Source organism: Meiothermus hypogaeus, from assembly GCF_003574035.1.
In the GTDB taxonomy this organism is placed as follows: domain Bacteria; phylum Deinococcota; class Deinococci; order Deinococcales; family Thermaceae; genus Meiothermus; species Meiothermus hypogaeus.
Genome location: NZ_QWKY01000010.1, coordinates 58,419 through 69,528, shown reverse-complemented (window position 1 = coordinate 69,528; position 11,110 = coordinate 58,419). Strand labels below are relative to the sequence as shown.

The following is an 11,110-nucleotide window of genomic DNA, read 5'->3' as shown; positions in this document are numbered from 1 at the left end:
GTTGCGGGCTCCGGTGCCTACCCCCACCACCCCCTGCTCCACCGGCCCGCTCCGAAGGTTCTGGGCTGCCCGGTAGCCATACTCGGCGCTGGGGCGCACGGTGGCGCTGCCGACCAGCAGGTCGAAAATAACGGCGGCGGGCACGATGGGCACAATCGCCTGGGTGGTCTCGTTGCCGACAGGGTAGCCCTGGCGGTGCTCCTCGAGCCAGCGCATGACCCCCGCGGCGGACTCGAGGCCATAAGCACTCCCGCCCGACAGCACAATAGCCTGCACCTTTTCGACCAGGTTAACAGGGTTTAGCAAGTCGGTTTCGCGCGTACCCGGTGCGCTACCGCGCACATCCACCCCTGCCACCGCGCCGTTCTCTGGGAAGATGACGGTAACCCCGGTGAGGTTTTCTAAATCGGTATAGTGGCCGACCTGGATACCCGGAACATCGGTGATGGCGTTATGTGAACCAGGTTTCATAAGTGAGGCCTAGCATAACAAAAATAGCCAAGGCTCTACCTGCACAACAAAACCCGCCCTGGGCTGGGGCGGGGCTGGGCAGAAGGCAGTTTCAAGCCGTTTTGGGTTTTTGTACAAAGCGCAATACGAAATAGACCACCGCCACCACAATCAGCACCGGAACCAGCACCCGCAGGAGCGCCCAGACAAAACCGGCCAGCCCTTTGAGGATGGCACCCAGAAAAGTAAAGAGCCAGCCGCCCACCCACAGCACCACCAGTACTGCCACGGCAATCAAGAGGCCCAACACCACCCACTCGAGGATGTCCTGCAACGAACGCTCGTTCATAGATTTCAGGATAGCACAACGGCCTACGCGCACATCCCTCTTTTGGAGGAATCGGTTTAGACAAGCCAGGGGGTTTTTCCTTCTCCCGATTTGGCTTTCAGCAAAGTCTTGTCCTGGCAGTGTTTTGGCAAGTTTCGGGTTCGGCCGGAATCCTCCCCCAGGCCCATTGCAATCAGGCCGATTCCCGTACCATGGGGGTAGTGGAACGCTACCGACTCAGCGAGGGACTGGTGGTGGGGCGCAAACCGCTTCCGGCAGGAGACGTGATCCTCTCGTTTGTGGGGCCGGAAGGGGCGGCCCAGGCCATCGCGCGCAAAGCCCTGCGGCCCACCGGACGCAGCGGCAGGCTCTCGCTATTTCATCACCTCAAGTATCAGGTCTACCAGAAGCCCGGCGGCGACCTGCCCACGCTTACGCAGGTTGAGCTGGTGGGGCGGCTCGAGGGTCTGGAAGCTCCCGGACGCTTTCCCTATGCCAGCTTTCTGGCCGAGCTAGCCTTTCGCATCGCCTCGCCGGAAGTAGCAGGTCGAATTTGGCCCCTGCTCACCTCGGGCCTGAAGGGCATTGCCAAACACCAGAGCCCCCGCATCGCCCTGCTCTGGGCCGGCTGGCGCGTACTTAAAGCGGCGGGCCTGGCCCCCAACCTGGGCGGCGCGGGACTCAGTTTGCTAGATGGCGACCGGGTGGAGCGCGGCGGGGTGTATCTGGGGTTGGACGGGATGGAGGCCCTGGCCGCCATTTTACGGCTGCCTGGAAGTGAGGCTATAGCCGCACTGGAAGAAGACGCTCCACTGGAACGCTTGCAGCAAGCCCTGCTGGCCCACGTGCGTTATACCGTGGGGGAGCTCGGCTCGGCCCAGCTCCTGGCCCCTTCTCATGCAAAAGGGTGAGAATGACCCGGATGCAGTGGGCGTTTGCAATGGCCTCAACCCTGGGCGTGGGCCTGCTGCTGGCTTCCCTCCAGCAAAACCAGCCTCCACCTGCGCTGCCCAGCGGTCAGAGCATCCGGGTGTTGCTTTCCTACCGGCCAGGCGCCGGGTCTTTCGAGGCGCAGTATCTTTTCCCAGGCCTGATGATTCTGCCCCAGGGGGGAAGCGTACAGGTTTTGAGTGGCCCCAGCCGTGAGAACCTTCAGCCCGTCGCCACGGTCCTGGCCGACAAGCCCTTGAACTTCAACCTGCAAAACGGAGCCTTGGTAGCTACTTTTGAAGGACTGTCGGTGGCCCTCGAGGCCTTCGTCCAGCTCAAACCCGCCGACCCCACAAGCCCCGTGCAGTACCGCCTGCTCTCTACCCCTCGGGAGAGCCCCCTCGAGTACCCCGGCGAGCTATGGCTGGAAAACCGGGGCAGCGGCCTGCTGGTGGTCAACAGCGTAGATTTTCAGGACTACCTCAAGCGGGTGCTGCCCAGCGAGATGCCGGTTGGTTTCCACCCGGAAGCCCTCAAGGCCCAGGCCGTGGCGGCCCGCACCTATGCTTTTGCCAGGCAGCAAGCCGACACCTTCTGGAACCAGTTTGGGGCCGATGTGGACGACTCGGTGAGCGAGCAGGTCTATAACAACACCCGCACCCATCCCGCCACCAACGCGGCGGTGGACGCTACCCGCAACCAAATTCTGACCTTTCAGGGAACCCCCATCCAGAGCTTTTTCTTCTCCACCAGCCCCGGTGCCACGGCCAGCATCGAGGAGGTCTGGACGGAGCGGCCTGCAGTGCCTTACCTGCAAGGGCGCACCCAGACCAACCCCCTCACCGTCTCGATTCGCAACGAGGCCGAGGCACTGGCTTTTTTTCAGAACTGGAACCCCGAGGGTTTCTACGATGCCGCCTCGCCCTTCTGGCGCTGGAAACTGCGCCTGAGCCGTGAAGAACTGGAAGCCCTGCTCAGCAGAACCCTACCCGAAAGGGCCCGTACCGCCCCCCCGTTTGTGCTTACCCCCGAAGGCCCTCTCTCTCCCGACGCGCCGGGGTTTGCGCTGGGAACCCTGCAACAAATCCGGGTTCTCAAGCGCACTTCTGGAGGCTATGTGACCGATCTGGAAATCCAGACCTCCACCGGGCGCTTTGTGGTGCGGCGCGAGTCGCACATCCGCAATCTGTTGCGTCCAAGCAAAGCCTTTACCGGTAGGAGCGACGTGGCGCTCGAGCGCTGGCAGGGCGGGCCCCGCCTGAATTTCCCGGCCCTCCCAAGCGCAGCTTTTGCCCTGCAAGAAGAACGCGATGCCCAGGGCCAACTGCTGTACATCACCTTCTGGGGCGGGGGCTTTGGGCATGGGGTGGGCATGAGCCAGTACGGGGCGCTGGGCCTGGCCCTGCGGGGTTACGATTATCGGCAGATTCTGGAGCATTTCTATCCGGGCGCAAAGCTCGAGACCCTGCGCTGAACACCCGCCGGGCGCTACGACCCTGGACTTATACCAGATTCGATTGATTCATTACCGTTCGGCAACGAATCAACCCGACTAAGTTATCCGCTTAGCGGAGGGCGATACCGCCCCTTGGAAGGATGCTCACCAGGATTCAATAAGACAGCCTCTGGGGTTTTTGGTTTTGTAAACTGCCTTTTTGAATCCGGTCTCATCCGTCCTTGTTAGCGTAGTTTTGACCTGGTATTTTCGTAAAAACCTAACGAAATAACACTCTCCTGCACCAAATGCGTTATATAATTGCAACATGTCACAGCCCAGACCCAAGCACGCCTGGATGCGGGAAACCTACCAGAAGTCGCTGCAAAAGATGCCCGAGCGCAAGGTCGCGCACAAGACCCTGTCGGACATTGCCCCCGAGCCGCTCTACACCCCTGAAGACCTGAAGGATTTTAACTACGAGGAAAAACTGGGCCACCCCGGCGAGTACCCCTACACCCGCGGGGTGTATGGCTCAATGTACCGCAGCCGGCTATGGACCATGCGCATGTTTGCCGGGTTTGGCACTGCTGAGCAGACCAACGAGCGCTTCAAGAAGCTGATGGCCGCGGGCCAGATGGGCCTCTCCACCGCCTTCGACCTGCCCACCCTGATGGGCTACGACTCCGACCACCCGCTCTCCAAGGGCGAGGTGGGCAAGTGCGGGGTGGCGGTTTCGAGCCTGGCCGACATGGAGATTCTCTTCGAGGGCATCAACCTGGAAGAAGTTACTACCTCCATGACCATCAACTCCCCTGCCAATGCCATCTGGGCCATGTACCTGGCCGCCGCCCAAAAAAAGGGCTACCGCTGGGAGAAGCTGGGCGGCACCATCCAGAACGACATCCTGAAAGAGTTCATCGCCCAAAAGGAATTCATCTTCCCTCCCGAGCCTTCGGTCAAGCTGGTCATCGACACCTTTGAGTGGGGGCCCAAACACGTACCCAAGTGGAACTTCATCTCGGTCTCGGGCTACCACATCCGCGAGGCCGGCTCCACCGCCGTGCAGGAGCTGGCCTTTACGCTGGCCGACGGCTTCGAGTACGTGGAGTGGGCCTTAAAGCGCGGTCTGGACATTGACGAATTTGCCCCCCGCATCTCCTTCTTCTTCAACGCCCACAACGACTTCTTCGAGGAAATCTGCAAGTTCCGCGCCGCAAGGCGCATCTGGGCCAAGGAGATGCGGCACCGCTACGGGGCCAAAAAGGAACTGAGCTGGATGCTGCGCACCCACGCCCAGACGGCCGGGGTCTCGCTCACTGCGCAGCAGCCCTTGATTAACATCTCGAGGGTAGCCATCCAGGCCCTGGCTGCCGTGCTGGGCGGCACCAATAGCCTGCACACCGACGCTCACGACGAGGCCTTGGCCCTGCCCACCGAGGAGAGCGCAAAAATTGCCCTGCGTACCCAGCAGATTATCGCCTACGAGTCGGGCGTAACCCACACCGCCGACCCCCTGGCCGGCAGTTACTACGTAGAGTGGCTCACAGACCAGATGGAGGCCCAGGCCATGCAGATTATCTCCGACATCCGCCGGATGGGCGGGGTGGTGCGGGCCATTGACGAGGGCTACTTCCTGCGCGAGATTGCCGACGCCAGCTACCGCTTCCAGCAGGAAGTCGAGCGGGGGGAGCGCATCATCGTGGGGGTCAATGCCTTCCAGGACGAAGGGCTTCAGGTGCCCATCCAGCTGATTGATCCGGCGGTAGAGCAGGTACAAAACCAGCGGCTGGCCCAGGTACGGCGTGAGCGCGACCCCATCGCGGTGCAGATGGCGCTGGAAGGTTTGCGGCAAGCCGCCAAAGAAGGCCGCAACACCATGCCATACTTTGTGGAGTGCGCCCTGGCCTACTGCACCCTGGGCGAGATGATGGATGAACTCAGGGCGGTGTATGGGGTCTATGAGGAGCCGGTGCTGGTATAACAGGGCATGTCCCTTTTTACTTACCACAAACCTCGTGCTCTACTGCCCTATGCCCTCTATGTCCCCCCTGGCAAGCCCCCCAGGGGCGGCTGGCCGCTGATCCTGTTTCTGCACGGCTCCGGCGAACGCGGTCAGGATGGCCAAAAGCAGGCCACAGTGGGCCTGGGCCCGGCCATTGAAGAAAACCCCGAAGCCTGGCCTGCGGTGGTGCTTATGCCTCAGTGCCCCAAAGATGAACAGTGGCAGGGAGTGCCGCTGAACCGGGCCTACAAGCTACTGGGCCAGGTTGAAGCCCAGCACCAAACCAACCCCCGCCGGGTCTACCTGACTGGCCTTTCGATGGGCGGCTACGGCAGCTGGAACCTGGCCTGCAAGCACCCCAATCGCTTTGCTGCCGTTGCGCCCATCTGCGGAGCCGCCGACCCTTTTTGGGTCTGGCAGCGGCTCTCCAAAGTACCTGTCTGGAACTTTCACGGGGCCGCCGACGAGGTCGTACCGGTCAGCTTTTCCCGCGCCCTGGCCGATGCGCTAGCCAAAGCGGGCAACACCCAGGCCCGCTTCAGCGAGTACCCCACGGAAAAACACCATGTCTGGAACCGGGTTTATAGAGAACCCGACTTCATTCACTGGCTATTTGCCCAGCGGCGAAAATGACCTCCGGCTTTTTTCAAGCCGTCTGCAAAATGGGGATTTCCGTAAGGAAGGTAATGGGGAGCTTGCTGCTGCCCTGGTGGAAGGCCGCCAGCCGGGCCACCACATTGGCCCCCGCTTTCTTGGCGACTTTTTCCAAAGCCATCATGGTACCCCCGGACGAGACCACATCGAAGACTAGGGCCACGTTCTGGCCCAGCAGCTTTTCGGCCATGCGGCTATCGAGCCAGAGGGTCTCGGAAACGCCCAGTGTCAGCGACTCCACTTCCTGGATGATGGGGTCTTGCATGTAGGGGCGGCGTTTGCGGCGCACCACCACGTAGGGTTTGCCGGAAATGGCGCTCATGGCGTGGGCCAGCACAATGGGGGAAGTCTCGAGAGTCAGTAAGGTATCGGTCTCGGGCGGCAAATGTTTGACCAGCGCTTCCGCTGCCGCTTGCACCAGTTCGACATCCCCCATCAGCTCAATCAGAGGGATGTGAACACCCGGCAAGGTCTCGACCACAGGCACGTGACGGGTAATTTTGCCAATCGTGATGGGATAGGTCTCCATAAGTTTGCTCTCCCTTGCTACACCAAGGACATAGACTATTCGAACACCATGAGTATACGTGTGAATAGCCTTATGCAAAGGTTATCTGGGCTCCGGTAGACCCCGTTGGAAAGCCTATGAAAGCCTATGGGGGTCTGGAGATAGCGGCTATTCCGGCTTGAAGAGCGGTAAGTGGCCCAGGGCAATTACATCCTCTCGAGGGGAACCTTCGGTAAACACCGCCATAACCGCCCCCACCACACCCCCCACGTCGGTAATGAGGTCGGAGAGCCCCTTCAGGGTACTGCCCGTGGAAACCACATCGTCCACAATAGCCACCTTTTTGCCCTTGAGCAAAGGAACGTCCGTGCCGTCGAGCACCAGGAGCTGGGGCTTGCCTGTGGTGATGGAGATTACCGTGCGCGAAACCGGGTTAATCATGTAGGGTTTTTCGGTCTTGCGGGCCACCACATAGGGCTTTCCGGTCAGGCGCGAGAGGGCATGGGCCAGCGGCACCGCCTTGACTTCGGGGGTCACCAGGGTATCGATATCGGGGGGCATTCGCTCGGCCAGGGCTTCTGCCGCCTTTTCAACCACTTCGGTATCGCCCAACATGTTGAACAAAGCCACCGAGACCTCGGGGCCCACCTGAACCACGGGTAGTTCACGATGTACCCCCGCAATATCCACAGGATGCGTTTTCACGCTCATAGTCTATCGGGTTCGCCAAGCCCCGGACAGGGGTAGACTCAAGCCCCCCTCAGGCTGGGCTCGTATACTCAGGGTATGGTGCCTGCGCACATCGAAGGTATGGGGGTAGACCCCGGCAACGGAAACTTGATCGTGATGCTCAAGGCCGAAAACAACCTGTTTCTGCCGGTGGTGATTGGTGCCCTGGAGACGCAGAACATCATGATTCACCTTTCCGGCGAGAAACCCCCCAGGCCGCTGGGGCCCGATCTGTTCTACAACACCCTGGATTTGCTGGGGGTAAAGGTGTTGCGTCTGGAGATTGTTGATCTCAAGGAGGGCACTTTTTACGGGCGGTTAGTGCTGGAGCAGCGTGGGCTGGAGTACGAGATAGACTGTCGCCCCTCTGACGGCATGGCCCTGGCCATTCGAGCCAATGCCCCCATTCTGATTGCCGAGGACGTACTTAAGGTAGCCGGCATCAACGAGTCGAAAATCAACCCTCAGGGCGGAACTCCACAGGCCTAGTGGCGAAAGCCATGTTTGGTATGCACAAGCTACCCTGGCTGCTACTCTTTTGCTTCCTGAGCGCTTTCGCCCAGCGGCTAGCGGTGATTGGGGACTGGGGCGCAGAAAGCCCGCACCGCCCCCTCATTGCCGGGGCCATGAATGAGCAACACCGGCAAAACCCCCTCGAGGCCCTGCTGACCGTTGGCGATAATTTTTACCCCTCGGGAGAGCCTATCCTGCGCTACCTGGAAGACCTGCCTCCGGTACGCATCTATCCGGCTTTTGGCAACCACGATGTACCGGCCCTGGGCAAGCAGCTCGAGCTCTTCCGGGTCGAGAGGCCCTATTACACCGTCCGGCTGGAAAACATCGAAGTATTTGTGCTCTACTCGGAAGACTTTAGTCAGGCTCAGCGACGCTGGCTGGAAGCAGCTTTAAGAGCCTCCAGGGCCCCCTGGAAAATCGTGGCGCTCCACCGTCCGCTCTACTCCTCCGGGCTGCATGGCGGCGCCCGCAGCCTGCGGCAGACCCTCGAGCCCCTCCTTACCCAGTACCGCGTGCCGCTGGTACTCGCAGGCCACGAGCATAACTACGAGCGGCTCGAGGCCAAAGGCATCATCCACATCGTGACCGGCGGCGGTGGTGCCTGGTTGCGCAGCTTCGTAAGCGTGCGCCCGCAGAGCAAAGTGCGACTCAAAAGCCCCCACTACCTTGTCCTGGAAGCTACCGCAGAACAGCTACGGGTTGTGGCCTACAACGAAAAAAATACCACTATTGACCGGGTGGAGATCAAGAAATAAAAATCTCTGTCGCAGGTCAAATAACAAGCATGTGGCCAACTTTCAGCAACGTACGAGCTTTGGCTTTGTGCCTTTGGCCGAACCCACCTCAGGCATCCGAGCGCAGGTGCACGTGCACGTGAAAAACCTCCTGCCCGCCTTTTTCCCCCACGTGGATGCGGATGAAGTAGCCTTCCAAGCCCATCTGCTGGGCAATTTTGTTGGCGGTCAGCATCAGCTTGCCCAGTTTCAGGGCCCCCTCCTCGGTCTGGGGGTAGTCGGCCAGGGTGGGGATGTATTCCTTTGGGCAGACCAGAATATGCACCTTCGAACGCGGGCGGATATCCTTGAAGGCGATAAACTCCTCGTCTTCGTACACAATATCGGCGGGCAGCTCCCGGCGGATGATTTTGCCAAAAACGGTGGGATTCTCCATGCCGATTACTATATCTTCCGAAGAACAGATATCGTAGCCCAGCAAATAGAATTTGCAACCCTGGTCAACGAGAATACAAATATGACCAAGTTCATGACTTCTCTCAAGGTGCGGTATGGGTAGCCTGAGCGCCAGAGCTCTATGGACGGGGGTCTTCCTGATTCTGGTATCCACCCTGGCGGTGATGGGCTCCAAGCTTACCCCCACTGCCCTGATTCCAGGGCTTTTGGGGCTTTTAATTGCCCTCCTGGGCATCTGGGCCGACAAACGCCCTGCTCAGGCCCGTCAGGCACTGAACCTGGCCCTTGTGCTGGCGATACTTGGAATTGTGGGCTCGCTGCGAAGCGTGCCCGACTTCGTTACCCTGCTCACAGGGGGCACGGTAGAGCGTCCGGTAGCCACCCTGGCCCAGTTCGCTACGGTGTTCATCTGCTTGGGGTTTGTGGTGCGCTACCTGGTAGAAACCCGGCGCAAAACCTAGAGCACCGGCAGCAGCAGGCGGGCGGGTTCTTCCTGGATGGACTCGAGCCTTCCCTGCAAGGTATAGCCTTCAATCGCCTCCACCTGCACCCAGACGGTCTGGCCCACACGGGCAGGCCCGCTAAACTCGACCTCGTAGTAATCCGGGGTGTGGCCATAGGCCTTGTCGCCCCGAAAGCTTTCGACCAGCACCTCTACCCGCTGGCCGAGCAGCGGGCGTATGCGTTCCTCGGCCAGGTGGGCCGCCTTGGCCTGGAGCTCTTTATTGCGGCGCTTGCGAACCTCGATGGGCACCTGCGGTAGCGAGGCCGCGCGGGTTTTGGGGCGGGGGGTGTAGGTAAAAACATGTACCCGGCTGGGACGCACCTCCTCCAGGAAGGCCAAGGTTTCTTGGTGTTCTTCCTCGGTCTCGGTGGGCAGACCCGCAATCACGTCGGTGGTGAGGGCAAAGCCAGGGATAAGCGCATAGGCCCTCTGTACCAGGGCGCGGTAGTAGTTTTTGTCGTAGCGGCGGCCCATCAGGGCCAGCAGGCGGGCCGAGCCGGTCTGCAAGCTGAGGTGCAGGTGGGGGCGCACCTGGGGCGCAAAGCGCCGCATCACCTGGAGGAGTTCTTCCTCGGTGTCTTCAGGCTCGATGGACGATAGGCGCACCCTAGCCCCCATCAAGGCCAGCTCCTCTACCAGCCCGGCAATCCCACGGGGGTGGCCCCGGTAGGAGCCCAGCCGCACCCCGGTAAGCACAATCTCCTGTACCCCGGCTTCCAGCAAGGCCTCAGCTTCCTGCAAGGCGCTTCGGTGCTCGCGGTGGCGCTCCCGTCCACGCAGGCGGGGGATGACGCAGTAAGCACAGCCCGCATTGCAACCGTCCTGCACCTTCAGGAAAGCCCGCACGTAGTTGTTCAAAAGGCCCCGCTCACCCGCCCCCCAGAACTCGTTGGGGGGGGTGGTGAGGGGATCGGCCGGCAGGCCAAAGTGCTGCAAAATTACGCCGGGCAGCTCGGCTTTACGGCGATTGGGGATGACTGCATCGGCCCCCAGCAGGGCCAGTTGCTCCGGGGCCAGCTCGGCGTAGCAGCCCGTAACCACAATGAAGGCCGCCGGGTTGGCCCGGCGGGCTTTGCGCACCTCTTTGCGGGCGTCGGCCTCGGCGCTGGTGGTAACAGCGCAGGTATTGATGACCACCAGATTGGCGCCCGCCTCGAGGGGCACCACCACCGGTTCCAGAGGCCGCAAAAGGCCCACCAGGGCATCCGATTCGACCTGGTTAACCTTGCAACCCAGGGTTTTGACCGCCAGCCGCACACCTTCCATCAGGGGCATTGTGGGGCAGTGGGCGAGGTTCGGTCAAGGGTCGGTAATGATGAGATCGGTAATGTCTTCGTCGGACTCGAGGGCTTCCATCGCGCATACGGGCTTGAGCTGCACCACCTGGGCCGGCAGGTCGTCGGGGCCAAACTCGCCGGTGGTGGTGCTCCGGGCCACACGAAATAGCTGTTCCTCGAGGAGCTGCAATAGCTCTGGGGTGGTCGCGCGCTTTGTTACCGGCAGGTTTTGTAGCACGTGAGGGGCAACCGGATAGACATCCTCGAGACAGTACAGGGCTTCCAGCACCTCCATACAGGAGACGAAATCGCGCCCCACAGTGTTGCGCACCCTTTCTGGTGCAGCTTCGCCCGGCTCTATGATGGCGGTCACATACAGATCGAAACCTGTTTCGTGCCGACGTATCCAGAGCTTGAGCAGTTCGCGCACGGTAGGGGTTTGGCCAACCAGCATCTGACCTGGCTCGAGTTCATAAAGGGCCTCGGCGAGCAGCTGCATAGCTTCACTGTAGGCTATGCTGCCTACAGATAATGGGCGTATTAGCCGTTACGCAGGCATTGGGCGTTACGTACTCTGTTAGCA

General features: G+C 60.8%; 14 protein-coding genes. 7 read left to right on the top strand and 7 right to left on the bottom strand.

Features of this window, described 5'->3' with window-relative positions:
• Both Mhypo_RS04465 and Mhypo_RS04460 read right to left on the bottom strand, forming a co-directional pair.
• Positions 1 to 471 (bottom strand): P1 family peptidase (locus Mhypo_RS04465; protein ID WP_147371339.1); only part of this gene is annotated, 471 nt, incomplete at its 3' end.
• Positions 472 to 562: 91 nt separating this feature from the next.
• Positions 563 to 799 (bottom strand): hypothetical protein, encoded by a 237-nt coding sequence (locus tag Mhypo_RS04460; RefSeq protein WP_119340102.1) that lies wholly within the window; start codon positions 797 to 799, stop codon positions 563 to 565.
• A 191-nt stretch (positions 800 to 990) separates the two neighbouring features.
• Here Mhypo_RS04460 and recO point away from each other — a divergent pair, with 191 nt between their 5' ends.
• The 4 genes from recO to Mhypo_RS04440 all read left to right on the top strand — a co-directional run bounded on the left by recO (position 991) and on the right by Mhypo_RS04440 (position 5,781).
• Entirely contained in the window at positions 991 to 1,689 is a 699-nt protein-coding gene (recO, locus tag Mhypo_RS04455; RefSeq protein WP_119340101.1) for a DNA repair protein RecO, read from the top strand.
• Between the two features lie 11 nt (positions 1,690 to 1,700).
• Positions 1,701 to 3,182, top strand: coding sequence for a SpoIID/LytB domain-containing protein (locus Mhypo_RS04450; RefSeq protein WP_240637111.1), 1,482 nt, complete (start codon positions 1,701 to 1,703; stop codon positions 3,180 to 3,182).
• Between the two features lie 289 nt (positions 3,183 to 3,471).
• Positions 3,472 to 5,127 carry an acyl-CoA mutase large subunit family protein gene (locus Mhypo_RS04445; protein WP_119340099.1) on the top strand — a complete coding sequence of 552 codons (1,656 nt, stop codon included), beginning with the start codon at positions 3,472 to 3,474 and terminating at the stop codon, positions 5,125 to 5,127.
• Positions 5,128 to 5,133: 6 nt separating this feature from the next.
• Positions 5,134 to 5,781, top strand: a complete 648-nt coding sequence (locus Mhypo_RS04440) for a carboxylesterase family protein (protein ID WP_119340098.1) — start codon at positions 5,134 to 5,136, stop codon at positions 5,779 to 5,781.
• 13 nt (positions 5,782 to 5,794) lie between these two features.
• Here Mhypo_RS04440 and Mhypo_RS04435 read toward each other — a convergent pair whose 3' ends face one another.
• Both Mhypo_RS04435 and Mhypo_RS04430 read right to left on the bottom strand, forming a co-directional pair.
• Positions 5,795 to 6,331 (bottom strand): phosphoribosyltransferase family protein, encoded by a 537-nt coding sequence (locus Mhypo_RS04435; protein WP_119340097.1) that lies wholly within the window; start codon positions 6,329 to 6,331, stop codon positions 5,795 to 5,797.
• Positions 6,332 to 6,478: 147 nt separating this feature from the next.
• Positions 6,479 to 7,021: a phosphoribosyltransferase family protein gene (locus Mhypo_RS04430; protein ID WP_186814640.1), complete on the bottom strand. Its 543-nt coding sequence runs from the start codon at positions 7,019 to 7,021 to the stop codon at positions 6,479 to 6,481.
• Between the two features lie 75 nt (positions 7,022 to 7,096).
• On the opposite strand from Mhypo_RS04430, the gene Mhypo_RS04425 reads away from it, so the two are divergent.
• Positions 7,097 to 7,528 carry a bifunctional nuclease family protein gene (locus Mhypo_RS04425; RefSeq protein ID WP_119340095.1) on the top strand — a complete coding sequence of 144 codons (432 nt, stop codon included), beginning with the start codon at positions 7,097 to 7,099 and terminating at the stop codon, positions 7,526 to 7,528.
• Positions 7,529 to 7,548: 20 nt separating this feature from the next.
• A complete protein-coding gene (locus Mhypo_RS04420) occupies positions 7,549 to 8,310 on the top strand; it encodes a metallophosphoesterase family protein (RefSeq protein WP_119340107.1) in 762 nt (253 codons plus the stop codon).
• 88 nt (positions 8,311 to 8,398) lie between these two features.
• Here Mhypo_RS04420 and Mhypo_RS04415 read toward each other — a convergent pair whose 3' ends face one another.
• Positions 8,399 to 8,725, bottom strand: coding sequence for an HIT domain-containing protein (locus tag Mhypo_RS04415; RefSeq protein WP_119340106.1), 327 nt, complete (start codon positions 8,723 to 8,725; stop codon positions 8,399 to 8,401).
• 115 nt (positions 8,726 to 8,840) lie between these two features.
• Here Mhypo_RS04415 and Mhypo_RS04410 point away from each other — a divergent pair, with 115 nt between their 5' ends.
• Entirely contained in the window at positions 8,841 to 9,206 is a 366-nt protein-coding gene (locus Mhypo_RS04410; protein ID WP_119340094.1) for a hypothetical protein, read from the top strand.
• On the opposite strand, the gene Mhypo_RS04405 is transcribed toward Mhypo_RS04410, so the two are convergent.
• Both Mhypo_RS04405 and Mhypo_RS04400 read right to left on the bottom strand, forming a co-directional pair.
• A complete protein-coding gene (locus Mhypo_RS04405) occupies positions 9,203 to 10,507 on the bottom strand; it encodes a MiaB/RimO family radical SAM methylthiotransferase (RefSeq protein ID WP_119340105.1) in 1,305 nt (434 codons plus the stop codon). The genes Mhypo_RS04410 and Mhypo_RS04405 overlap by 4 nt on opposite strands.
• Positions 10,508 to 10,549: 42 nt before the next feature.
• A complete protein-coding gene (locus Mhypo_RS04400; RefSeq protein ID WP_119340093.1) occupies positions 10,550 to 11,026 on the bottom strand; it encodes a hypothetical protein in 477 nt (158 codons plus the stop codon).
• Positions 11,027 to 11,110: the final 84 nt, after the last annotated feature.